This is a genomic window from Solibacillus kalamii, assembly GCF_002174535.1.
Lineage (GTDB): Bacteria > Bacillota > Bacilli > Bacillales_A > Planococcaceae > Solibacillus > Solibacillus silvestris.
This window is the reverse complement of the sequence record NZ_NHNT01000013.1, coordinates 97,082-119,410: the sequence shown is the minus strand read 5'-3', so window position 1 is coordinate 119,410 and position 22,329 is coordinate 97,082. Positions and strand designations below refer to the sequence as shown.

The 22,329-nt window shown below is 40.0% G+C and carries 23 protein-coding genes and 11 tRNA genes; 23 read left to right on the top strand and 11 right to left on the bottom strand.

Annotated elements, in window-relative coordinates:
- Positions 1 to 70 precede the first annotated feature (70 nt).
- The 12 genes from CBM15_RS16605 (at position 71) to nagB (ending at position 2,256) form a co-directional block, all read left to right on the top strand.
- Positions 71 to 146, top strand: a tRNA-Asp gene (locus CBM15_RS16605).
- A gap of 22 nt (positions 147 to 168) precedes the next feature.
- A tRNA-Phe gene (locus tag CBM15_RS16600) sits at positions 169 to 244 on the top strand.
- 7 nt (positions 245 to 251) lie between these two features.
- Positions 252 to 327 (top strand) — tRNA-Thr (locus CBM15_RS16595).
- Between the two features lie 6 nt (positions 328 to 333).
- A tRNA-Tyr gene (locus CBM15_RS16590) sits at positions 334 to 417 on the top strand.
- Between the two features lie 10 nt (positions 418 to 427).
- Positions 428 to 501: transfer RNA gene (locus tag CBM15_RS16585), tRNA-Trp, on the top strand.
- Positions 502 to 533: 32 nt separating this feature from the next.
- Positions 534 to 609, top strand: a tRNA-His gene (locus CBM15_RS16580).
- Positions 610 to 648: 39 nt separating this feature from the next.
- Positions 649 to 724, top strand: a tRNA-His gene (locus tag CBM15_RS16575).
- A 23-nt stretch (positions 725 to 747) separates the two neighbouring features.
- Positions 748 to 822, top strand: a tRNA-Gln gene (locus CBM15_RS16570).
- A 12-nt stretch (positions 823 to 834) separates the two neighbouring features.
- Positions 835 to 909: transfer RNA gene (locus CBM15_RS16565), tRNA-Gly, on the top strand.
- Between the two features lie 5 nt (positions 910 to 914).
- Positions 915 to 988, top strand: a tRNA-Cys gene (locus CBM15_RS16560).
- A 43-nt stretch (positions 989 to 1,031) separates the two neighbouring features.
- A tRNA-Leu gene (locus tag CBM15_RS16555) sits at positions 1,032 to 1,112 on the top strand.
- 412 nt (positions 1,113 to 1,524) lie between these two features.
- Positions 1,525 to 2,256: a glucosamine-6-phosphate deaminase gene (gene nagB / locus CBM15_RS16550; RefSeq protein WP_087618346.1), complete on the top strand. Its 732-nt coding sequence runs from the start codon at positions 1,525 to 1,527 to the stop codon at positions 2,254 to 2,256.
- 30 nt (positions 2,257 to 2,286) lie between these two features.
- On the opposite strand, the gene CBM15_RS16545 is transcribed toward nagB, so the two are convergent.
- The gene (locus CBM15_RS16545; protein WP_087618345.1) at positions 2,287 to 3,165 is read right to left on the bottom strand and encodes a DMT family transporter; all 879 of its coding nucleotides are present in this window, start codon (positions 3,163 to 3,165) and stop codon (positions 2,287 to 2,289) included.
- A 127-nt stretch (positions 3,166 to 3,292) separates the two neighbouring features.
- Here CBM15_RS16545 and CBM15_RS16540 point away from each other — a divergent pair, with 127 nt between their 5' ends.
- Positions 3,293 to 4,204, top strand: coding sequence for a S66 peptidase family protein (locus CBM15_RS16540; RefSeq protein WP_087618344.1), 912 nt, complete (start codon positions 3,293 to 3,295; stop codon positions 4,202 to 4,204).
- Positions 4,205 to 4,437: 233 nt separating this feature from the next.
- Here the strand turns inward: CBM15_RS16540 and CBM15_RS16535 are convergent, their stop codons facing one another.
- Positions 4,438 to 4,947 (bottom strand): DIP1984 family protein, encoded by a 510-nt coding sequence (locus CBM15_RS16535; protein WP_087618343.1) that lies wholly within the window; start codon positions 4,945 to 4,947, stop codon positions 4,438 to 4,440.
- 13 nt (positions 4,948 to 4,960) lie between these two features.
- Positions 4,961 to 5,650 carry a B3/B4 domain-containing protein gene (locus CBM15_RS16530; protein WP_087618342.1) on the bottom strand — a complete coding sequence of 230 codons (690 nt, stop codon included), beginning with the start codon at positions 5,648 to 5,650 and terminating at the stop codon, positions 4,961 to 4,963.
- Positions 5,651 to 5,749: 99 nt separating this feature from the next.
- Between CBM15_RS16530 and queG the strand changes: the two genes are divergently transcribed.
- Both queG and trmL read left to right on the top strand, forming a co-directional pair.
- Positions 5,750 to 6,883 (top strand): tRNA epoxyqueuosine(34) reductase QueG, encoded by a 1,134-nt coding sequence (queG, locus tag CBM15_RS16525; RefSeq protein ID WP_087618341.1) that lies wholly within the window; start codon positions 5,750 to 5,752, stop codon positions 6,881 to 6,883.
- Between the two features lie 16 nt (positions 6,884 to 6,899).
- Positions 6,900 to 7,373, top strand: a complete 474-nt coding sequence (gene trmL / locus CBM15_RS16520) for a tRNA (uridine(34)/cytosine(34)/5-carboxymethylaminomethyluridine(34)-2'-O)-methyltransferase TrmL (protein WP_014822725.1) — start codon at positions 6,900 to 6,902, stop codon at positions 7,371 to 7,373.
- A 39-nt stretch (positions 7,374 to 7,412) separates the two neighbouring features.
- Here trmL and CBM15_RS16515 read toward each other — a convergent pair whose 3' ends face one another.
- Both CBM15_RS16515 and CBM15_RS16510 read right to left on the bottom strand, forming a co-directional pair.
- Positions 7,413 to 8,180 (bottom strand): sporulation protein, encoded by a 768-nt coding sequence (locus CBM15_RS16515; RefSeq protein ID WP_087618340.1) that lies wholly within the window; start codon positions 8,178 to 8,180, stop codon positions 7,413 to 7,415.
- A 112-nt stretch (positions 8,181 to 8,292) separates the two neighbouring features.
- Positions 8,293 to 9,180 (bottom strand): VOC family protein, encoded by an 888-nt coding sequence (locus CBM15_RS16510; protein ID WP_087618339.1) that lies wholly within the window; start codon positions 9,178 to 9,180, stop codon positions 8,293 to 8,295.
- Positions 9,181 to 9,548: 368 nt separating this feature from the next.
- Here CBM15_RS16510 and CBM15_RS16505 point away from each other — a divergent pair, with 368 nt between their 5' ends.
- Positions 9,549 to 9,725: a hypothetical protein gene (locus tag CBM15_RS16505; protein WP_087618338.1), complete on the top strand. Its 177-nt coding sequence runs from the start codon at positions 9,549 to 9,551 to the stop codon at positions 9,723 to 9,725.
- A 285-nt stretch (positions 9,726 to 10,010) separates the two neighbouring features.
- Here the strand turns inward: CBM15_RS16505 and CBM15_RS16500 are convergent, their stop codons facing one another.
- Positions 10,011 to 11,624: a long-chain fatty acid--CoA ligase gene (locus tag CBM15_RS16500; protein WP_008406498.1), complete on the bottom strand. Its 1,614-nt coding sequence runs from the start codon at positions 11,622 to 11,624 to the stop codon at positions 10,011 to 10,013.
- Positions 11,625 to 11,813: 189 nt separating this feature from the next.
- On the opposite strand from CBM15_RS16500, the gene CBM15_RS16495 reads away from it, so the two are divergent.
- Positions 11,814 to 12,644, top strand: coding sequence for an aldo/keto reductase (locus CBM15_RS16495; RefSeq protein WP_087618337.1), 831 nt, complete (start codon positions 11,814 to 11,816; stop codon positions 12,642 to 12,644).
- Between the two features lie 29 nt (positions 12,645 to 12,673).
- The gene (locus tag CBM15_RS16490; RefSeq protein WP_087618336.1) at positions 12,674 to 13,222 is read left to right on the top strand and encodes an acyl dehydratase; all 549 of its coding nucleotides are present in this window, start codon (positions 12,674 to 12,676) and stop codon (positions 13,220 to 13,222) included.
- 40 nt (positions 13,223 to 13,262) lie between these two features.
- On the opposite strand, the gene CBM15_RS16485 is transcribed toward CBM15_RS16490, so the two are convergent.
- Genes CBM15_RS16485 through CBM15_RS16475 form a run of 3 tightly spaced genes read right to left on the bottom strand, consistent with a single transcriptional unit; the run spans position 13,263 to position 15,047 of the window.
- On the bottom strand, positions 13,263 to 14,096 hold the full coding sequence (locus tag CBM15_RS16485) for an RluA family pseudouridine synthase (RefSeq protein WP_087618335.1): 834 nt from the start codon (positions 14,094 to 14,096) through the stop codon (positions 13,263 to 13,265).
- 56 nt (positions 14,097 to 14,152) lie between these two features.
- Positions 14,153 to 14,620, bottom strand: coding sequence for a thioredoxin family protein (locus CBM15_RS16480; protein WP_087618334.1), 468 nt, complete (start codon positions 14,618 to 14,620; stop codon positions 14,153 to 14,155).
- Between the two features lies 1 nt (position 14,621).
- Positions 14,622 to 15,047, bottom strand: coding sequence for a disulfide oxidoreductase (locus CBM15_RS16475; RefSeq protein WP_079524496.1), 426 nt, complete (start codon positions 15,045 to 15,047; stop codon positions 14,622 to 14,624).
- A 153-nt stretch (positions 15,048 to 15,200) separates the two neighbouring features.
- Between CBM15_RS16475 and CBM15_RS16470 the strand changes: the two genes are divergently transcribed.
- From CBM15_RS16470 to CBM15_RS16460, 3 genes are all read left to right on the top strand, one after another.
- On the top strand, positions 15,201 to 16,742 hold the full coding sequence (locus CBM15_RS16470; RefSeq protein WP_008406492.1) for a bifunctional GNAT family N-acetyltransferase/carbon-nitrogen hydrolase family protein: 1,542 nt from the start codon (positions 15,201 to 15,203) through the stop codon (positions 16,740 to 16,742).
- A 134-nt stretch (positions 16,743 to 16,876) separates the two neighbouring features.
- Positions 16,877 to 17,989, top strand: a complete 1,113-nt coding sequence (locus tag CBM15_RS16465) for a GAF domain-containing sensor histidine kinase (protein ID WP_008406491.1) — start codon at positions 16,877 to 16,879, stop codon at positions 17,987 to 17,989.
- A 10-nt stretch (positions 17,990 to 17,999) separates the two neighbouring features.
- Entirely contained in the window at positions 18,000 to 18,647 is a 648-nt protein-coding gene (locus CBM15_RS16460; RefSeq protein WP_087618333.1) for a response regulator transcription factor, read from the top strand.
- Between the two features lie 73 nt (positions 18,648 to 18,720).
- Here the strand turns inward: CBM15_RS16460 and CBM15_RS16455 are convergent, their stop codons facing one another.
- Positions 18,721 to 20,031 (bottom strand): hemolysin family protein, encoded by a 1,311-nt coding sequence (locus tag CBM15_RS16455; protein WP_173364530.1) that lies wholly within the window; start codon positions 20,029 to 20,031, stop codon positions 18,721 to 18,723.
- A 457-nt stretch (positions 20,032 to 20,488) separates the two neighbouring features.
- Entirely contained in the window at positions 20,489 to 20,698 is a 210-nt protein-coding gene (locus CBM15_RS16450) for a YheE family protein (RefSeq protein ID WP_008406488.1), read from the bottom strand.
- Between the two features lie 108 nt (positions 20,699 to 20,806).
- On the opposite strand from CBM15_RS16450, the gene CBM15_RS16445 reads away from it, so the two are divergent.
- Complete coding sequence (locus tag CBM15_RS16445; RefSeq protein WP_087618332.1) at positions 20,807 to 21,952, top strand: DUF445 family protein; 1,146 nt, start codon at positions 20,807 to 20,809, stop codon at positions 21,950 to 21,952.
- Positions 21,953 to 21,974: 22 nt separating this feature from the next.
- Positions 21,975 to 22,319 carry a YlbF/YmcA family competence regulator gene (locus tag CBM15_RS16440; RefSeq protein ID WP_065216702.1) on the top strand — a complete coding sequence of 115 codons (345 nt, stop codon included), beginning with the start codon at positions 21,975 to 21,977 and terminating at the stop codon, positions 22,317 to 22,319.
- The last annotated feature ends 10 nt before the right edge of the window (positions 22,320 to 22,329 follow it).

The window sequence follows — 22,329 nt, the reverse complement described above, 5'->3', positions numbered from 1 at the left end:
GGAGCAGTGGTAGCTCGTCGGGCTCATAACCCGAAGGTCGCAGGTTCAAGTCCTGCCCCCGCAACCAAATGGTCCCGTGGTGTAGCGGTTAACATGCCTGCCTGTCACGCAGGAGATCGCCGGTTCGATCCCGGTCGGGACCGCCATTTTTTCAAAAAATTAAATTGTGGGTTTGTAGCTCAGTTGGTAGAGCATTAGATTGAAGCTCTAAGTGTCGGCGGTTCGATTCCGTCCAAACCCACCATATTTTTGCCGGTGTAGCTCAGTTGGTAGAGCAACTGACTTGTAATCAGTAGGTCGAGGGTTCGACTCCTTTCGCCGGCACCATTACCTGGAGGGGTAGCGAAGTGGCTAAACGCGGCGGACTGTAAATCCGCTCCTTAGGGTTCGGCGGTTCGAATCCGTCCCCCTCCACCATCCTTTTGATAGGGGCATAGTTTAAAGGTAGAACTACGGTCTCCAAAACCGTCAGTGTGGGTTCGATTCCTACTGCCCCTGCCAAATAACTTAAAAATACTTAAAATAATATAGTGGCGGTTGTGGCGAAGTGGTTAACGCACCTGATTGTGGTTCAGGCATTCGTGGGTTCGATTCCCATCAGTCGCCCCATTTTTATTTAGGTTTAAGTGTTAAAATTATAATATAGTGGCGGTTGTGGCGAAGTGGTTAACGCACCTGATTGTGGTTCAGGCATTCGTGGGTTCGATTCCCATCAGTCGCCCCATTCTATATCATAATTTAAATATTTGGGGTATAGCCAAGCGGTAAGGCAACGGATTTTGATTCCGTCATGCCCTGGTTCGAATCCAGGTACCCCAGCCATTTTTTTATTTTGCGGAAGTAGTTCAGTGGTAGAACACCACCTTGCCAAGGTGGGGGTCGCGAGTTCGAACCTCGTCTTCCGCTCCAAATATGGCGGCATAGCCAAGTGGTAAGGCACAGGTCTGCAACACCTTTATCACCGGTTCAAATCCGGTTGCCGCCTCCATATTTTATTTAATCGGAGAAACCGATTTTTTTTACCTTATTTTGCCGAGTTGGTGGAATGGCAGACACGACGGACTCAAAATCCGTTGCCGCGAGGCGTGTGGGTTCAAGTCCCACACTCGGTATCTGTAAAAAAGACTTCACAGTATGAACTGTGAAGTCTTTTTTTGTTTTTATAATCGATATATAAAGTCCCATCTTCTTTTTAAAGAGCATAGAATAGATTATAGAATCCGATTCCAACAGTGTTATTTATAATTGAAATTAGGAAAGAATAGATCTATCGATTCTTTTATATGGTAATGAGCAAAATAAAGTCTTTGTACGGAATATTGGGAAATTAGTGATGGAGAATATCATATTATATACAAAGAAAAATAGTATGTTTTCCAGAAAATCCTGCACGTTTTTTCTGGCGTATTAAAATTATTTACTATAAAATTAACATAGTGATGTTAGGAATGAATTTTAAAAAAACGTATTTTATTTAAGCGATATAAATTATGTAATATAGCGAGGAAGTAGGGAATTAAACAAATGAATGTAGCAACAAATTTTAAGTGGATTGAAGCGGCAAACTATGATGAGTTGAGTAAAATTGCCGCAACAATTTTTATAGATCAATTAAAAAAGGATAGTGCAACGGTATTTGGAATGGCTACAGGAGGTACCCCGGAAGGCTTTTACAAAAAGCTTGTAGCTGCGTATAAGGCAGGCGAAATATCTTTTAAACAGGCCAAGTCTTTCAACTTGGATGAATATATCGGTATTAATCCGGCAAATGAAGCGAGCTACCATTATTATATGGACTATAACCTGTTTAATCATATCGATATGAAACGTGAAAATATTTATTTACCAGCTGGTAATAAGTCGAATTTAGAAAAAGCTGCCGCTGAATATGATGCATTGATTAATGCGGCGGGAAATATTGATATACAGCTTTTAGGAATTGGTGTAAATGGACATATCGGTTTTAATGAACCTGGAACTCCTTTTGATTTAGGTACAAATATTGTAGAGCTTGCACAGTCTACACGTGAAGCGAATCAAGTCTATTTTGATTCAATTGATGATGTGCCGACACATGCCATTACAATGGGTATCAAAACGATTTTAAGTTCTAAAAAGATTGTATTATTAATTTCGGGTGCATCAAAACAAGAGGCCTTTGATCGTTTACGCAGCGGTGTCGTAACAGAAGATTTCCCTGCGAGCGCACTGCACAACCATCCAGATGTGACGGTTATTTATACAGATGTAAAATAAGGTAAGGGGGTGCATACATTGTGCACTCCTTTATTTGATCGATGAAATAAATACTCCTGTAATTACCGCAATGCCTCCGATTACCTGAGCGATGAGGAGTTGCTCATTTAAAAACAGTACAGCAAAGATTGTAGCAAATAGAGGAATGAAGTTTAGAAAGATTCCTGCTTTGTTTGGTCCTAATGAGACAACGCCATTGTTCCAGCTTAAAAAGGCAACAATCGAAGCAATGATCCCTACATAAAAAATCGCCCCAATTGTCGAAGCGTTCCATACGATTGCTTGTGATGTTGTAAGTAGTTCATATACTGCGAACGGCAGTAACATGATAGCCCCGATTGCGATAGTCACTAAAAACGTTGAATAACCCGGTAGCTTACCGGCGTACTTTTTAATGAGTAATGAATAGAAACTCCAGCACACTACCGCAATCAAAACGATCAAGTCCCCTTTGTTGAATGAAAATGAAAGCAGGGTTTGTAATGAGCCTCCGGTTATAATAAAGAGCACTCCGGCTAAAGAAAGCAGTGTGCCGATCATTTGGAACTTCGTTAACCGTTCTTTTAAAAAGATAAAGCTCAGTATGTATATAATAATCGGTGTTGATGAATTCATTAAAGATGCATTAATGGATGTTGTATAATGCAAGCCGATGTAGACAAGTGTATTGAATGCGGCAACTCCTGTTATTGCTAAAACGATGACAGCACCCCAATGCTGTTTCAGCGCAGGCCATTCTTTTTTCGTCCGATTGTAAGCGATTGGGAAAAATACGAGAAAGGCGACAATCCAACGTAAAAAGGCAAGTGTAATTGGAGGAATATCTCCCGAAACAGCTCGTCTGATTACAAAGTTACCGCCCCACAATAAAGTAGCCAAAATGAGCAGTAGCTGTGGTGGAAATTTCATTATTGAGCATCTCCTTATACTGGAAATTGATTTTATCTATTATAGGGACAACCACATGGAATTTGCAATGCGCTTTACATAAAATGCTATGATACAATAACGACAGAAGCAAAAGGAGGTCATTAGCATGAAAATTCGACCAGCAAGGTTACAGCATGGCGATACAGTTGGATTAGTTAATTTAAGTAGTCCGCTTAATATAGAATCATTAGGGGATAAATTAGCGTTTTTAGAGGAATTAGGTTTAAAGTATAAGCTTGGTACTACGGTACAGGCATACGAAGGCTATTTGGCAGGTTCCGACGAGGAGCGGATTAAAGATTTCCACCAAATGATTATTGATCCGGAAGTAAAGGCAGTCTTTTTAGTGAAGGGCGGCTATGGAATCTCAAGAATCATCGATAAGATAAGCTATCCATTAATCGAGGACAGTCCGAAAATAATTTGGGGCTTTTCCGATGTGACGACTTTACATACACAAGTAAACGAGTTTGCAAATTTAGTGACATTCCATGGTCCGATGCTGTCTAGTCCAAAAGGGGAACTGGATCCTCTTTCTAAAAAAATGTTCCAGCAGCTATTCCAGCCGATTGAAATTCAGTATACAGAAAGCATTTCACCTCTTACGACAGTTATACCGGGAGCTGTTCGCGGCGAATTGACAGGAGGAAATTTAAACCGTATTGTCAGCACACTTGGAACTAAATTTGAAATTGATGTACGCAATAAAATTTTACTTCTTGAAGATTTAGGTGAAACAATCGAGCAAATTGATTTAATGCTGAATCAGCTGCGTCTTTCAAGAAAGCTGGAGCTTGCAGCAGGCTTTGTAATAGCAGACTTTAATATGCCGGATGATACATACAGCTATGAAGATGTGCTGAAGGTAATAGAAGGGTATTTGAAGCCGTTTAACAAACCGGCAGTAGCAGGGTTTAAAATTGGTCACTGCGAGCCTAATATTGCGATTCCATTAGGTGTGGACGTATTATTAGATGCAGATGAAAAGACATTAAGCATTTTACCGGGTGTAGAGTAGATTTAGATGAAATAAAAAGCAAAGACACCTTTTCACGTGTAGGTGAGCAGGTGTCTTTTAATAACGGGCGAGCAAAAATACTCAATTACGATTGTGTTAGCTTTTACTATAGTTGGTTATGTGTGAAAGGTAACAGTGTAAACGGTAAAGGGTCATCGGTTTGACCATTAGTTGGGAATGCCGAAGCAAAAATCGCCCGTTATTACCTAGTTTGGAGTCTCACCGCCCTAGGTTTAGAAATAGTTGCTGTCATCAAATTCAATTTCAACTTGATAGTTTTTGGAATTAATTAAATTGGAAAGGCGATGTGCTTCCTTTTCAAGCTCATTTGCACGGTTTCGGTATGTCATTGGATCATACAATGCTACACGGTAAAGCATGGCATCACCGGAATTATGGTAGAAAGCCTCTTTTTCCTCAGAACCAAGGTTTTTGCAAAATTGTGCTTCTGCACGTAATTGACTCGCAAGTTCAATCGCCTCTACAATAGGCATTTCCTCATCTTTAAACACAATAGTATTGTCGATATTAGCCCGGTAGATCAGGGCATCAAGTTTACGTGAATCATAACGAAGCTCTTTTAACTCGGCTTCAAGCATTTCGAGTGTATAATCAGGTGTTTTCGGCTGTTCGCCTTTTTCAATGATAGCATGTGTTAATGAATGCACTTGTATTGTTCGTTCCTGGATTCTTTTCGTAATGATACTTTTTAGTTTTACTGCCTCAGCTAAGTTAATAGTCAAACGATTTCACTCCTTAAAAATAAACTTTTGGATTTTCCTTTGAAAGAATATGTACTTCATATTCGCCACCGCTAATTTGCGTAAACATGTTCCCTGCACTGCCTAATAGTTCAGCTGCTTCCTTTCCACTGAGGGAAGGGCGTAAATAAAAGATTTGCAGCGCATTTGTCGTAGCTTCTGTCACTGCCGTTCTTTTTGAGTCAACAAAGGGGCTGCCGAAAGGACCGATTACATCCTTGGCGTGAATGATGTTTTCCAATGAATTAAAGCGTCCATTAATCCCTTTATAGCCTGTCGATGCATTGCCGACATCGATTTCCACATTACCATCTATACTTCCTACATCATAAATGCCCACAGGAATTTCGTATTGCAGGGAGAAGAAGTTATTTAAATCAACAGCCGAATGGAACGGTGCTAAATATTGCTGTTTGGCGATACGGCGCATTAAGCTTTCCGCAGAGTGACGGTACCGGTTCGGATCCCCGCCGAAAGCCTTCCAAAGCTGGCGCCACTCTTTAATACCAGGACGTTCTGTCACAGGTGTTTCCTGTAATTCCAAATATAGATTTTCCTGATAAAGTTGTGTACGTCCTTTAATCATTTGAGGAGATTCTTCGACGATAATTTTGCTATAATGGATAAGGCCAATTTTTAATTGCTCATTGACAGAAAAAAGAGCTTCATTTATTGAAATATTCATGAGAACACCTTCTTACATTGTTTTTAATGGGAGAAATACTAAAATATGTAATACGAAATAAGTTTATAATTATTGTATCATTTGAAAGGAGTATGTGAAATGAAAGTTCATCAACTTCAAGAAGATTTAGTGAAATACGCAGCATCTATTGGTGTTGATAAAATCGGATTTACGACCGCTGCTCCGTTTCATGAATTGAAAAACCGTCTGCGTCGTCAGCAACAATTAGCATACCAATCAGGCTTTGAAGAAGCAAATATAGAGCTGCGTACAGAGCCTTTAAAATTATTAGATGAAGCAGAAAGTATTATTGCGATTGCGATTGCCTATCCTTCACGCATGCAAGATGCCCCGCAAGGAAAAAAAGGGGAACGCCGTGGTATTTTTTGCCGTGCTTCATGGGGGATTGACTATCATACAGCTGTTCGTGAACGTCTGCAGCTCATTGAAGCATGGCTGCATGAACGTGTGCCAAATGTAAAGGTGAAATCGATGGTCGATACTGGGGAACTAGTAGATCGTGCGGTTGCAGAACGGGCAGGTATCGGCTGGAGCGCCAAAAATTGTTCTATTATTACACCGGAATTTGGTTCGTATGTCTATTTAGGCGAGATCATCACGAATATCCCGTTTGCTCCTGACACACCGATGGAGGATGAATGCGGAGACTGTACATTATGTATTGATGTATGTCCAACCGGAGCGATCGTTGCACCTGGGCAGCTGAATTCACAGCGGTGCATTGCCTTTTTAACTCAAACGAAAGGATTTTTACCGGATGAGTTTCGGGCAAAAATCGGAAACCGTTTGTATGGCTGTGATACATGTCAGACGGTGTGTCCGAAAAATAAAGGAAAGCTGAACTGGATCCATGATGAATTCACTCCTGATCCTGAAATCGCAAAACCTTTACTTCAGCCGCTTTTATCGATTTCCAATAAGGATTTTAAAGCAAAGTTTGGTCATGTATCCGGCTCATGGCGCGGCAAAAAGCCGATTCAGCGCAATGCCATTTTAGCGCTGGCCCACTTTAAAGAAGAAGCGGCGATGCCTGATTTAGTTCAAGTACTCCAAAAAGATGAGCGTCCTGTATTAAGAGGGACCGCTGCATGGGCAATCGGTAAAATCGGAACGGATGGGGCAGAGAATATTTTATTGGCTGCCAGAAAAACAGAGCAGGATGAAGAAGTGCTGGTCGAGATTGATAAAGGGCTAGCAATGTTAAATCATTAAGAGAGAAGGATTAGAAGTGCCAAACCATATCGTATTATATCAACCAGAAATCCCGGCAAACACAGGCAACATTGCCCGTACTTGTGCTGGAACTAATACATCATTACATTTAATCCGTCCATTGGGCTTTTCAACAGATGACAAAATGCTGAAGCGTGCTGGATTGGATTATTGGGAACACGTGAATGTCGTTTACCATGATTCTTTAGAAGATTTTATCGAGTACAGTAAAGATGGCGATGTGTATTTAATTGAGACATATAGTGATGAGCCGTTTACGACACATGACTTCAGCAATTCAGAGCGTGACCTGTACTTTATGTTCGGAAGAGAAACGACAGGCTTGCCAAAGGAGTTTGCAAAAGAACGTGCCGATATGTGTTTGCGCATCCCGCAAAGTGACCATATTCGCTCACTGAATTTATCAAATACAGCGGCGATCGTTATTTACGAAGTGCTCAGACAACAAAACTACCCAGGGTTAAAATAAAACAAGGCAAGGAGCACAGGCTGCTTCTTGCCTTGTTTATTATTTCATCTTCGTTTTAATTACTTGCTCAAGCTTTGCCTGGATATTATCTGTTTCGGATAATGTGAGACGGATGAAGCTCTCGTCCATATCGAACGCTTCGGATAAAAATCCGCCAAGGCCGCGCGCACGACGATCAACCTGCACTAAAATTTCAACTGAGTTTGGTGATTGATGTAAAAAGACAATTTCCAGCTCATCTAGATACCGGCGATACGTGCTGTTTGTCGGTGTGAATTCAAACTCCTGGACAATTGGTGTTTGGCGGCGCAAATTGGAAGGGGCTTGTTCGTTATCTACTTTACGCAACCGGAACCCCATATTTTGGATCGCTGTTAACACACCATTTGCAAGTCGAGTTGGCTGAATCTCGATAAAGTCTTTATCTTTAGGGTCGACCGCATTTTTAATATCTAACCCCGTCTGAATCCATACACGCGAGTTGCCTGTTGTTACCGGAACTACAGAAGGTAACGTGAATGAAAATGGGATTTGGCGTTTTTCTTCTGCCTGGATTGTGAATGGCTCGTTCAATTTATATTGGTGCAGCACAGCTTGATCGTTAATTTTTTTATCATCAACTTCACGGATAAAGTTTGTGTGAAGGGTTAAGTAGATTGCATCAATTTGCTGCTCCGTGCTGCCTCCGATAATTTCAACAACCCCTGTAATATCTTCATTTAAAGTGTACGTAGATTTGTGCAATTTCGTATCAACTTTTGCAGCGCCTATTCCAACACTTGCTAAAACTTTATTAAATAGTGACAAATGAATTCCTCCGTTATTTGTAATTAATTATGTATACGTAGGAAAGAAAAGAAAGTTTCAAAAAGAGCCCGAAAAATTTTCCGGGCTCGTGCTTTAGTTTATTTTATTCGCCTTATTCACCATCTAATGTAAAGATGATGCGTAATCCGTTTGGATCCACTGTTGAGAATAGCTGAGTACCGCCGTATGCCGGTGCTTCTGTAAAGTTTTCAACGATGAAGCCGTTAGTTGTCAGGCTTTGTTTTACTTCTTCTGCATACTGCGCATCTTTTAACACGACCGTAAAGGATTTTAAACCGACCATATCGTTTGTTGGAGCATGGCCGTTGTTGCTGTTCCAAGTATTTAAGCCGAAATGGTGATGATATTTACCTGTTGATACAAACAGCGCCTGTGCACCATAACGAGTTACGACATTATAATCCAATACATTTGTATAAAACTGCTCCGATTTGTCCAGGTTTACTACGGATAAGTGTACATGCCCCATAACAGTGTCAGCAGGCAAGCCGTTCCAATTGCCGTCTGCAGCTGCTAAAATCGGCTGGAAATTAAGCTGTTCTGTCACCATATGCACTTGTTCGTCCTGATTCCAAGTCCACTCCGATTCATGACGGTCGATATAAATTTCGATACCATTTCCATCTGGATCGTTTAAGTAAAGAGCTTCTGAAACATCATGATCTGCAGCACCGATTCGAACATTCAGATTAACAAAATGCTGTACGATGTTTCCTAAGTCCTTGCGAGAGGGTAATAGTAATGCTAAGTGGTATAAACCTGCAAAGCCTTGTTTAAGTGGCTGAGCATTTTGTACTTCGACTAGTGATACTAAGCTTGTTTGTCCGTCTGCTGTCAAGTATGCTTCCGTTTCTGTTTGCTGTAATACTTTAAAGCCGATAACTGTTGTGTAGTATTCGATCGAACGTACTATGTCAGAAACCTTTAATTGAACATGAGCTGGGTATAGATTTGGTTTTTTATGAAAATGTGTAGCCATAATATATGATCTCCCTTAATGGTTATTTTTTATAATCAACTTACTTTATGTAACTAATATAAAATATGCAACAATAAAAGTCAAATGAAAAAGACAATCGCTAATTAACGATTGTCCTTTACTGGAAAGCTAGTGGAATTATCTTTCTTTTGAAAATGGTTTGCTATCATAGCCAGCTGTGAAAATAGCGATTAAAAATGATATGCTGACACCAAGAATTAAAAGTAATTTCATGGAAGTATCCTCCTCATGTTTTAATTATCTCTTTTTTCAGTATAGCATAAATTATTTGAATGAATACTTTATTTATGACAGAAATCAGTCAAAATTGGAAAAAAATAATACTAAATTAATTTGGAGGGATTTATATGAAAAGAGAAGAAATCGTTAATGGAAATATGGCTAATACGATGGATGAGCTGAAAATTCTCGGGAAGCAAATGGAGAACTTGCGAGATGGCGGACAATTGGAAGAAGCGGAACGCATTTCAGATCCGCAGCAGTTTGATGATGAAGAGGATGAACAGCAGGAAGAGGAAAAATAAAAAGGTGAGGTCGGGACATAATCAAAAGACGCCACTTTTCTCAAAGAAAAGTGGCGTCTTTTTGCTATGCATAATAATTGATTTCCATTCCGGGACGCTTTCCGCGGGCACGGTCTGTGCCTGTAGTCTCAGGCGTCGGTGCTCCTGCCGCTTCGCTTTCGTCGCAAAATTGTTCCCGCAGAAAGCTTGCTTGTAGCGAAAGGCGTAGCCGTCAGCTACACTCGCCCTTCATTTCAATCAATTTTATAAATATCCGTTTCTTACTAAGATTTTATACTTTTTTAGTTAAATTTGAACTTCGTAGTCTTTTAATTGTTCCCGCAATGTTGCTTTTAGAAATTTGCCGACAGAAGTTTTTGGGATTTCGTTTAAAAATACAACATCATCCGGAAGCCACCACTTTGCAAACTCCAGTTCAATTGACTCGATGAGCTCCTCTTTAGATGCCGTTGCACCTTCTTTTAAAACGACACATGCCAATGGACGCTCCTGCCACTTCGGATGTGGGACCGCAATTACGGCTGCTTCGAAAACAGCAGGATGTGACATGAGGGCATTTTCAAGATCAACGGACGAAATCCATTCACCGCCGGATTTAATAAGGTCCTTCGTACGGTCGGTAATTTTGATATAGCCTTCTTTTGTATATACCGCAATGTCACCTGTATAAAGCCAGCCATCTCGAAATGCTTCTTTTGTCCGCTCATCATTATAATATTCAGAGGCAATCCATGGACCGCGGACACGCAGTTCACCCATTGTTTTGCCATCCCATGGAACCGGACCGTTTTCATTCACGACCTCTGTTTCAATTAGCGAAACCGTCAATCCTTGGGATACACGAATGTTTAACTGTTCATCATCTGTATAGTCGTTCATCTCACTTATAAGATGCGACATACTTACAAGCGGTGAAGTTTCCGTCATACCGTAAGCGTTGATATACGGAACACCGAGTTTTTCATTGTAAGCTTGAATTAAACCTTTCGGGGAAGCGGAACCACCCGAAATGATTAAACGGACAGAAGAGAGATCTCGAGGCTGTTTTTCCTGTTCGGAAAGTGCACCAAGCCAAATCGTTGGAACACCAGCTGTAATCGTTACTTTCTCTTGTTCAATCAGATCCAAAACTAAGCCAGGTGTCATCATCGGTCCAGGTAAAATAATATTTGAGCCGAAATTCAATGCAGCAAACGGGAAGCCCCATGCATTTGCATGGAACATCGGTACAATCGGCAGGGCAGTGTCGCTTTCTTTAATGGCAAAGGATTCAGCAAGACCTAGTGCCAAGCTATGCAGTACGATGCTTCGATGTGTATAAACGACACCTTTTGGCATACCCGTCGTTGCTGAAGTGTAGCACATCCCAGCCGGCAAATTTTCATCCAGATCTGTCGGAAACTCGAAATTTTCATCCGCTTCCTGAAGAAGCTGTTCGTAGCTGTATACATTCGGAAAACTGGATTGGGGAGCGCTCAATTCATCACCCATGACAATAATATGCTTGACCGTTTTTAAGTGGCCTAGTGCAGGCTCGACCAATGGGAATAAGTCGCTATCAATCAATAAAATTTCATCTTCGGCATGATTAATAATATAAACGATATGTTCTGGGGCAAGTCGGATGTTAATCGTGTGTAAAACTGCACCACTGCTCGGAATCGCAAAATACGCTTCGAGATGACGATGATGATTCCAGGCAAATGTACCGACCTTTGTGCCGCGCTTCATCCCAAGCTTTGTTAGGGCATCCGCTAATCGATGTGTTCTTTTTACATAGTCATTGAATGTAATACGATGTGTCTTAGTGGGGCTTGTACGTGAGATAATTTGTTTGTTCGGGAAATACCGTTGTGCACGCTTCAAAAATCCAGTCAAAACTAGTTGTGTATCCATCATAGTTTTTCAGCTCCTCCAAGAGAATATATTATAATATATACTCCTGTAGATGGAAGATTATTCTGGTAATAGAAATATAGTGGATAATAAGTTTACTGGCCAGTAAGCATCAACAATTGATAGCGATTAATGAACGGCAAATAATTAGAATGTTATAATAAAGACAATCAAATTTAAGAGGTGAAAAAAATGAATTTACACTCAACGAAAAAATTAGCCAATGGCGCAGAAATGCCTTATTTAGGATTAGGCGTTTATAAAATGACAGACCGTGATGAAACACTTGAGGCGATTACAACAGCGCTTGATCTAGGTTACCGTGCAATCGACACAGCAGCGCTTTATTACAATGAAGAAGAAGTAGGGGAAGCCATTCGCCATTCTTCTGTACCGCGCGAGGATCTCTTTGTCACAACAAAAGTTTGGAATAGCGACCAAGGCTACGACAATACTTTACGTGCATTCGAAACATCATTGAAAAAGCTTGATATGGATTATGTGGATCTTTATTTAACACATTGGCCGGTCGAGCATAAATATGTAGATACGTACCGTGCAATTGAACGCTTGTATGATGAAAAACTCATCCGTGTAACGGGAGTATCCAACCATCATGAACATCATTTAAAAACAATTTTGGCAACTTGCAACGTCGCGCCAATGGTTAACCAAATTGAAGCCCACCCGTATTTAACCCAAGAACCACTACGTGCATTTTGTGAACAGCAGCAAATTGCGGTAACAGCATGGTCACCGCTTGGACGCGGAAAAGTTTTAAACGATGAAACGATTATTCGTATTGCAGATGAATATAATGTATCACCAGCTCAAATCATCTTACGTTGGCATTTGCAAAACGATGTCATTATCATTCCGAAATCTGTTACAGCTTCACGCATTAAAGAAAATAGTGAATTATATCATTTCGAATTAACGAATAAAACGATGCAGCAGTTAAATGCATTGAACCGTAATGAACGTTTTGGACAAAATCCTGATAATTTCAAGTTTGATTTCTAACATCGTTTTTACTTAGGGGGAGTGAAACTGTGTTTAAAAACTTTTCACCGAGTTTGTTTTTCTCGATGGCTGCAGTAACGATTGTAGTTGTTGCACCTTTTATTATGATTTTCCATCCGATTTTTCAGCTGGAGTTTTTTCAGTATAATAACACAGCCGCTACGTTTATTCCGAATCCAATTAATTTAAGACTAGTTCTTGTGGCATGTTTTGTTTTGATAGTGATGCTGTGGATTTTAGCGTACAGGCGTAATATAAAAGTTTATTTGATTGGCCTATTACTCTTTATATTGAGTGTTGGCATTGGTTATTTATCGACTCAAAATTATTTGTTGATTAGCCAGGAACAATTGGAACGACATCATTTATTTGAGGCGCAACAATATCGGTGGGAAGAGTTCGATAAAGTTGTTTATGAATATGTAGTAGGCAGTAACAAGGGAGATATCACATTTACAACAAAAACAGGGGAGCAGTTTGTCATTAAAGAAAAAGAATTGCACTCAACCGGTAAAAGTTTGATTTATCAATATTCTAGAGCGAATGAATTAACTTATATTGAGCGTGAAAAAAGATAGAAAAAAGGGCGTCCGTATTTTAATTACGAACGCCTCTTTTTTAGTTATCTTTCACGATGATCTGCTCGTCTAAAAATGGGTGCATAAATGCTAGCTGAATGGCGTGCAATGCATAATCACCTGACGCGGTTTCACGTGCACCGTACATTGTATCGCCAACGATAGGGTGGCCCAGATGCGCCATATGCACACGAATCTGGTGTGTACGTCCTGTCTCAAGAACAACATGGACAACACAAGTACCTTTATAGCGATTCACTACCTCGTAATGTGTCAATGCATGCTGGCCGGTAGGTGATACGACACGGCGAGTATTATGATGGCGGTCTTTACCAATACCAGCGTTGATCGTACCGCTGTCTGTACGAAGATTGCCCTGAACTTCTGCGGCATACGTACGCACGATTGTTTTTTCTTCGATCATACGGTCGAAAATAGACTTTGCAATTGGATGCTTTGCGACAAGCAGTAAGCCGTTTGTTCCTTGATCTAAACGGTGAACATGCTCCGCATAATGCCCGCCGTTATCCATAATATAACGCATTACATGATTCATGCATGTGTCGTTGTCAGTTGGCTCGTTTGGATGAGTCGCCATTCCCTTAGGCTTTGAAACAATAAGGCAGTGCTCGTCTTCATAGCGGATTTTTACATCACAGCTGTCCGTTGGAGTATAGTTCGAAGCGGGAATATCAAATGCAAATTCGATTTTTGTCCCTTTTTCAAACGGCTCCTTCCACATAATGGGCTCTCCATCAATTGTTACTGCTTTAGCCATACGTAATTCGTGAACTAGCTTTTTGCCTAACCGCCATTTATCGCGCAGCAGGTCTTCTACGGTTTGCCCGTTTTCGTGAATGATATATGTGAACATTAATTTTCCTCCAAATGAAAAATCGTGCTCGTAAAGAACACGATTTAAATATAGTCTTATTTTAACACAACATCGTTAAAGAATTGACGCGTTGTTTCATTTGGTGCGTCACCTTCCAGACGGGCAACCTCTTTGCCGCCTTCGAAGTAGATAAGTGTTGGTGTTGATGTAATATTATAAGTATTCCATTCATCAAACTCAAGAATGTTTAATTGATCGACTTGAACATCCAGTTCGTCGGCAATCGGCATAAGTTTTGGAGTGTAGTTTTGGCAGTGAGAACATTCTGGACTGAAGAAATAGCCGACAACGCCGTCACCTGACTCGATTTTCTTTGCTAATGCATCCGGTAAAATGATATTTTGATAGTTTTCATCGTCCAATAAGTCGATTGTTGATTGTTTTAAGTTGTCTGTACCGTACGGATTGTTTTCTAGTTTTTCATTGTTTTTCATGTTTGTCAGTACAATAATTGCTGCGAATAATAACACAATAACCGCACCGACAATCGCTAACTTCTTCAAATTATTTCTCCCCCTTTAAAACCTTTAACATATAAAAACTAACTGCTGCTATAATAACAAAAGCAGTAAGCGCCAAAAAAGGAATCGTAATAAAGCCTAACCAGTTAATATACTGACCGGTACATGCTACACGACCACAAGCAGGTGCTGCATCCTGCATAAAAACTAACTTTTGCAGGCTATAATGATAAAGAGATGTTGCCGCTCCAATTGTAGAGAACACGGCTGTTGTTAATGCAATTTTCGCATTTTTCTGGATGTAGGCAATCGTTGAAATCAGCACAATAGGGTACATTAAAATGCGCTGGTACCAGCATAATGTACATGGTTCGTATCCTCGTATTTCAGAAAAATACAATGATCCGAGCGTTGCTGTCAACGATACAACCCAAATAATGAGCAAGGCATTTTCAAGTTTTTTGGACATAGTGCTACCTCGATATTCAAAATTTAACTTCTATCAGCAGAAGTTTTTCATATTTATTCTCATTGATTATAGTTTGAATTCGAGAAAAAGTAAATTACTACGTTTATTGATCGCTATTAAAAGGAAAGTCTATATATGGAGGGGGAGTTTTGCATGACAGATTCATTAGATATGTCCAAATTTGAAAAACCTATGATAATAAGAAATATGACTACAGAGGATATTGACTCGATACTAGAGATACAGCGTATATGTTTTCCGGGTATGGAGCCGTGGGAACGAGCGCATTTATACAGCCATTTAACGATTTTCCCTGAAGGACAAATGGTAGCCGAGCTTGATGGGAAGGTAATTGGTTCCTGCTCGAGCCTGCGCATTAACTTCGATGAATACGATGACCGTCATACATGGAATGATATTACCGACAATGGTTTTATTACTAATCACAATCCGGATGGCTATAATTTGTATGGTATTGAAGTAATGGTACACCCGGAATACCGCCGTATGAAGGTCGGTCAAAGACTATACGAGGCGCGGAAAGATCTGGCGCGAACACTTAATTTGAAATCTATCATTATTGGCGGCCGTATTCCAAACTATCATGTCCATTCGGATGAGATGAGTCCACGTGATTATGTGGATGCTGTAAGTCGCCATAAAATATATGATCCGGTGCTGACATTCCAAATGATGAACGGCTTTATTTTAATGCGTATTAATCCAAACTATTTACCGGATGATACAGCTTCAGGCAAGTATGCGACATTAATGGAATGGAACAACGTCGATTACCGACCGCTGTCCAAGCGTCATTTCAAGACAAGTTATCCAGTGCGTATTTGTGTTGTTCAATATATGATGCGCGCGATTGATTCCTTTGAGGACTTTGCGAAGCAGTGTGAATACTTTGTTGATGTCGGGTCTGATGCAGGCTCGGATTTTGTTGTCTTTCCTGAAATTTTTACGACACAGCTCATGAGTTTCTTAAATGATAAATCACCGTCACAGGCTGTTCGTAAATTGACGAAATATACACCTGAATATATCGAACTGTTTACAAGTCTGGCGGTCCGCTACAATGTGAACATTATCGGTGGTTCGCATTTCGTTGAGGAAGAAGATGAGGAGATTTACAATATCGCCTATTTATTCAGACGTGACGGAACGATTGAAAAACAATATAAAATTCACATTACCCCAAATGAACGTAAGTGGTGGGGAATCAGTAACGGCGATAAAGTCCGAGTGTTTGATACCGACTGCGGCAAGATTGCCATTCAGATTTGCTATGATATCGAGTTTCCGGAACTTGCGCGTATTGCAACAGATATGGGCGCGAATATTATTTTCACACCGTTTTGTACAGAAGACCGCCATGGCTATTTACGTGTTCGCTATTGTGCACAGGCACGTGCGATCGAAAACCAGATCTACACGGTTATTTCCGGAACGGTCGGCAACTTGCCTGAAACGGAAAACATGGATATCCAATACGCACAATCGGCCATTTTTGCACCGAGTGATTTTGAATTTGCACGTGATGGAATCGTCGGAGAGACGAGTCCAAACTTGGAAATGGTACTGATTGGGGATGTCGATCTTGAAATATTGCGCCGACAACGCCAAGACGGTACTGTTAAGCATCTTAAAGACAGACGCCATGACGTATACCGCGTGGAATATTTAAAATAACGTAAAGGGAAATTCTGCTATTGTAAATAATAGCAGAATTTTTTTCATTCAAAAGTATGAGAGGGATAGCGGTGCGTACTATTTAATTGAAATGGTATGATAGAGAAAAGTGAAGTAGCAAAGGAAGAGCCAGTATGACAAAAGACCAATCTAATATTGCCATTTTAAAAGAAATTGCTGAGCTGTTGAACGAGGAAACAGAGATGATTCCGATGCTAAAGGGTGCGCTGTCGAAATTTTTAAGCGGGACAAAATTCGAAACGGGCTGGATTTTCTTTATCGATGAAAAAGGGAAATCGGAGCTTGTCGTGAAGCAGGATCTGCCGGATGCGCTGAACTATAACGAGTGCCACTATTTAAAGAAGGGCGGATGCTGGTGTGTATCACGGTTCCGCAATGAAGAGTTAAAAAAAGCTTCGAATATTATTGAATGTCAGCGCATCGAAAGTGCCATCGCAGCAAATGTAGGTGATCATAACGAAATTACCCATCATGCGACTGTACCATTGCAATCAGGTCAGGAACGCTTCGGGTTGCTCAACGTCGCTTCAAGAAATACGGTGCGCTTTTCTGACGAGGAGCTAGATTTACTTGAATCGGTTGCCTTTCAGATGGGTTCTGCGATTAAACGTATTTACCTGACAAATGAACAGCAGGAAATTGCACTAGTTCAGGAACGTAACCGGTTAGCACGCGATTTGCATGACTCTGTCAACCAGCTGCTCTTTTCCGTAACACTGACAGCCCGTGCAGGAGTAGAGATGAGTGACGAGCAGGACATTAAAGAAACGTTTAAAGATATTCAAGAGCTTACACAGGAAGCTTTGACGGAAATGCGTGCACTGATTTGGCAGCTCCGTCCAAAAGGGTTGGAAAGCGGACTGATCGAAGCGATTAAAGTGTATGCAGAAATGCTGAACCTAAAATTAACGGTCAATGTTTCGGGGGTCATTCAATTCCCTTCAAGAGTAGAGGAAACGCTTTTCCGGATTACTCAAGAAGCATTGAATAATGTACGGAAACATGCAGGTGTAAAGAATGTGGAAATATATATAAATGTGACCGCTACCGATGTATTACTCGTTGTAAACGATGCAGGCCATGGTTTTAATGTGGAGGCACATCGCCGCATACCATCAATTGGCATGCAATCAATTATTGACCGGGCACATGCAGTTGGAGGAACCGCGGATTGGGTAAGTAAAATAGGAAAAGGAACAGAATTACTTGTCCGTTTACCATATTAGGGGGGATTTGATGATACGGGTACTAATAGCAGATGACCATCATGTAGTAAGACGAGGGTTATTATTCTTTTTAAAAACCCAAAAAGATATCGAAGTTGTAGGGGAAGCGAAAAACGGATTAGAGGCAGTAGAGCTTGTTGAACAACTTTCTCCCGATATTGTTTTAATGGACCTCGTCATGCCTGAGATGGACGGCATCCAGGCAACTAAAAAAATAAAAAAGAATTGGCCGCATATTAAAGTACTGATGCTGACAAGCTTTTCGGATAAAGACCATGTGCTGCCGGCAATTGATGCAGGGGCTTCAGGCTACCAGCTAAAAGATATCGAACCGGATGATCTAGTTGAATCGATCCGGCAAATTATGCGCGGTGAAAATACGATCCATCCGGATGCGACTTCGCAATTGGAAGAAGGGCTGCGTGAAGATGAGAATAAGCCCCATATTTTAAATCCACTGACACCTAGGGAACAGGATGTATTGGCGGAACTGACAAAGGGTAAGAGCAACAGGGAGATCGCTTCTTCGTTATATGTAACGGAAAAAACGGTTAAAACCCATATATCGAATATTTTTGCGAAGCTCCATGTACAGGACCGTACCCAGGCGGCTTTATATGCAGTAAAGCATAATTTGACTGAGACGAACGACAGTTAAAGAAGGGTAAAATAACCGAAATTAAAAACCACACTTTTTCTCCAGTAGGAAAAAGTGTGGTTTTTTGTATCAATTATAGAATTTCCTCGTCTGTCGTTTCAGACGGTGGAAGTTTTGTTACTTCAATATACAAAATGTGGTGACCGTCCAGTTCTGTTACTTTGAACTGATAACCTTCTGATTCAATTATATCGCCTTCTTGAACATCAAAGCGTTGAGTCATGAACCATCCGCCGATTGTATCGATATCTTCATCTTCAATTGTTGTACCTAAAATATCATTCATTTCCTGCAATAACATTTTAGAGTCAAAGATGTAGTGGTCTTCAGCGATTTCCTGAATTTCCGGAATTTCATCTTCATCGAATTCATCTTGAATATCACCGATAATTTCCTCGATAATATCTTCAATTGTTACTAAACCGGAAGTACCGCCATATTCATCCATTAAAATTGCGAGGTGAATACGTTCATTTTGAATTTTTAATAATAAATCACTGACAGGAATTGTTTCGATTACCCGAATAACCGGTTGCATATAATCATCAACAAGCTTATCGCCATTTGCAGCATCTTTAATATAAGCTGTTAATAAATGCTTCATGTTAACAAGGCCAATGACATGGTCTTTGTCACCATCTGTAACCGGATAACGTGTATATTGTTCAATGCCCATTACTTCAAATACTTCGCGAATCGTTTGACCTCTTTCAATACTGATAATTTCAGTTCGAGGTACCATTATCTCCTTCGCTATTCGATCAGAAAACTCAAAAATACTATTAACATATTCGTATTCAGAGTGATTAATTTCCCCACCTTTAAAGCTGTCTGATAAAATCATGCGAAGCTCTTCTTCAGAGTGTGCTTCTTCAGATTCAGAAATCATTTTTAAGCCGAAAAGCCCAGTTAATCCACGTGCCGATCCGTTTAAAGCACGGATGAATGGGTACATGATGTTATGGAACAGAATTAAAAATCCAGATAGATTTAATGTTACGGCTTCTGCTTTCTGAATAGCGAGAGTTTTTGGTGCTAATTCCCCTACGACAACGTGTATGAACGTTACGAGTGAGAAGGCAACAATAAATGAAAGAACAGTTGTGACATTACCGCTTAAGTTAAAGAACTCAAATATTGGATGAAGAATAATTTCGAAAGTCGGTTCTCCGAGCCATCCGAGTCCTAATGCCGTAATTGTAATTCCGAGCTGACAAGCAGATAAATACTCATCAAGGTTTGAAATTACTTTTTTTGCCCGGATTGCAGATTTATTTCCTTCTGCAACGAGCTGATCAATTTTTGTCGTTCTTACTTTAACTATTGCAAACTCAGTTGCAACGAAAAATGCCGTAGCGGCAATTAAGATAGCAAATGCTATCAACCTAATGGTTAGTTCGATTCCTATGTCTACGTCCAACTATATTCCCTATCTGCGGCGCAAATGAGCGTGGCAAATAAAGAGTACACCTCCTAAAAAAATTTTAATACTACAATCATAAAATATTTATGTGAAAAAAACAATTTTCCAATTTGAAATTTGAGGAAAAAAATATTGGAGTGAAATTGGAATAGCCACTCGATAATTGAATTTTAATATTGAAGAAATAAATAATTAGTAGATGAGCGTAGATGAGCGTAGATGAGCGTAAATTGATGGAAAATTGAAATTACAATAGATTTATGATACTGTGAAATGGTAGATAATGATAATTTAATAGGCAGAAAAATTAGCAAACGCCAGCAATAATTTCCTGCAGCCAGCTATTAAATTATGATTAACTCGAAACGCGCATAAAAATGGGAGCATCGAAAATTCGATTGCTCCCATTTCTTTTTATTTATTCATAAACGTGAAAGAGCATTAACTCGTGAATCATTTTCTCAAGCTGTTCTTTCTGTTCTTCAGCAGGGCTTTCCCCAAAGAATTTGATGCTTCCGTCTTTATAATATTCAGCTACATAACGTTTCTGCTCATAGAAAAAGCGGATGGACCACCCCGGAATTTGACTGTTTTCAAATAATGGCTTATAGCTAAAATGTTGAATCATGAAACTTCCCTCCCATTTTTATCGTACAAGAAAGTAGTACATTGTTGCAATTTTTCTTTTTTGAAATTAATAATAGAACATAGACATGATGAAGAAAGAGTGAGCAAAATGGGAGAATTTATTTCGCTAATATTCCTGCTGGGTGTTGTAGGGGCTGTCGTTGGTGCAGCGACGAACTATATGGCAATCAAAATGCTGTTTAGACCTTATAAGCCAATCTACTTTAAAAAATGGAAGCTGCCATTAACACCGGGGCTGATCCCAAAACGCCGAGAGGATTTGGCTATTCAGTTAGGGAAAACCGTTTCGGAATATTTACTGACACCTGAAACAATTAAGAAGAAATTTTTATCAAAGGAAATACGTGAAAATGTATTAACCTTTGCGCAAAATAAAGTGACGCAAGAAATATTTACAAATGAAAAAACGATTAATGACTGGATTCGTTTGGCAGGATTCACACAATTACCGCAAACAGTGGAAGGGAAAGTGGATGAACTTATTCACGTGCAGTTCCATAAAGTAAAAAATACGTTATCTACAAAAGCCATTCGTGAACTATTACCGAATGATTTGGAGCCTGTATTGGACCAGAAAATCGATGAGGCAGTCGTACAGATTTTGCAAAAGGGTGAAGATTATTTTCTGTCGCCGGAAGGTACGATGACAATCAAAAATATGCTGGATGACTTCTTGTCGACAAAAGGTTCATTTGGCGGCATGATCCAGATGTTTTTAGGAGACTCCACATCACTTGTAGATAAAGTGCAGCGTGAACTTATAAAGTTTTTAAAAGCTCCAGGAACCGCTGCGCTTTTGCATCGGATTTTCACAACAGAATGGGAAAAAATTAAAAATCGCCCGGCAATGGACTTTATGAATGACGTAAACTTTGATACGATTGAGACGAGTATCCAAAGCTATGCAAAAAATGCACTTGCATTGGAGGCACGCCTGGATAAAACGATTAATGACTATTGGCCACAAGGAAAAGACTGGGCTACAAATGATCTGCTCCCTAAAATGATGGATAAAACATTTATTGCAGCAGAAGGAAAAATCGAAGACGTACTGAAGCGACTGAATTTAGCGGAAGTTGTTCGAGAGCAAGTAGATACTTTCCCGATTGCCAAATTAGAAGAGCTTGTACTAGGTATTATTAGTAAAGAGCTGAAATTAATCACATGGCTGGGCGGCATTATTGGTGGTCTTGTCGGGATCATTCAAGCGTTAATCGTCTTTTTGACGAACTAAAAAGAGAAAGTAGGAATATTACATGATTAATATTTATGAAGATATTAATAAACTTGAAGCAACATTCCGCAAGACTGATGAGTTTCAAAATTTAAAGAACGCAGTGGAAACTGTACGTGCAGACGAAGAAGCTAAAGTATTATTCACAAACTTCCGCGATGTTCAATTAAAGATGCAGGACAAACAAAATGCTGGTGAAGAAATTACAGAAGAAGAGTATGTATTTTTACAAAAAACAGCACAGTTAGCTCAGCAAAACGCTAAAATTATAGCAATGCTTGAAGCGGAGATGGCTTTAAGTGCAGTAATTCAAGAAATTAACCGTATTATCACACAGCCAATCCAAGCAATGTACGACGGACTATAAGATTCTGGGG

Bases quoted from the DNA above. Each gene is read 5' to 3' on its own strand.
- CBM15_RS16495 (WP_087618337.1), top strand. From the start codon at position 11,814: ATGAATTTACACTCAACGAAAAAATTAGCCAATGGCGCAGAAATGCCT.
- nagB (WP_087618346.1), top strand. From the start codon at position 1,525: ATGAATGTAGCAACAAATTTTAAGTGGATTGAAGCGGCAAACTATGAT.
- CBM15_RS16460 (WP_087618333.1), top strand. From the start codon at position 18,000: ATGATACGGGTACTAATAGCAGATGACCATCATGTAGTAAGACGAGGG.
- CBM15_RS16540 (WP_087618344.1), top strand. From the start codon at position 3,293: ATGAAAATTCGACCAGCAAGGTTACAGCATGGCGATACAGTTGGATTA.
- CBM15_RS16530 (WP_087618342.1), bottom strand. From the start codon at position 5,650: ATGAATATTTCAATAAATGAAGCTCTTTTTTCTGTCAATGAGCAATTA.
- CBM15_RS16470 (WP_008406492.1), top strand. From the start codon at position 15,201: ATGACAGATTCATTAGATATGTCCAAATTTGAAAAACCTATGATAATA.
- CBM15_RS16445 (WP_087618332.1), top strand. From the start codon at position 20,807: ATGGGAGAATTTATTTCGCTAATATTCCTGCTGGGTGTTGTAGGGGCT.
- CBM15_RS16475 (WP_079524496.1), bottom strand. From the start codon at position 15,047: ATGTCCAAAAAACTTGAAAATGCCTTGCTCATTATTTGGGTTGTATCG.
- CBM15_RS16510 (WP_087618339.1), bottom strand. From the start codon at position 9,180: ATGGCTACACATTTTCATAAAAAACCAAATCTATACCCAGCTCATGTT.
- CBM15_RS16500 (WP_008406498.1), bottom strand. From the start codon at position 11,624: ATGATGGATACACAACTAGTTTTGACTGGATTTTTGAAGCGTGCACAA.
- CBM15_RS16465 (WP_008406491.1), top strand. From the start codon at position 16,877: ATGACAAAAGACCAATCTAATATTGCCATTTTAAAAGAAATTGCTGAG.
- CBM15_RS16450 (WP_008406488.1), bottom strand. From the start codon at position 20,698: ATGATTCAACATTTTAGCTATAAGCCATTATTTGAAAACAGTCAAATT.
- CBM15_RS16505 (WP_087618338.1), top strand. From the start codon at position 9,549: ATGAAAAGAGAAGAAATCGTTAATGGAAATATGGCTAATACGATGGAT.
- queG (WP_087618341.1), top strand. From the start codon at position 5,750: ATGAAAGTTCATCAACTTCAAGAAGATTTAGTGAAATACGCAGCATCT.
- CBM15_RS16545 (WP_087618345.1), bottom strand. From the start codon at position 3,165: ATGAAATTTCCACCACAGCTACTGCTCATTTTGGCTACTTTATTGTGG.
- CBM15_RS16440 (WP_065216702.1), top strand. From the start codon at position 21,975: ATGATTAATATTTATGAAGATATTAATAAACTTGAAGCAACATTCCGC.
- CBM15_RS16485 (WP_087618335.1), bottom strand. From the start codon at position 14,096: ATGTTCACATATATCATTCACGAAAACGGGCAAACCGTAGAAGACCTG.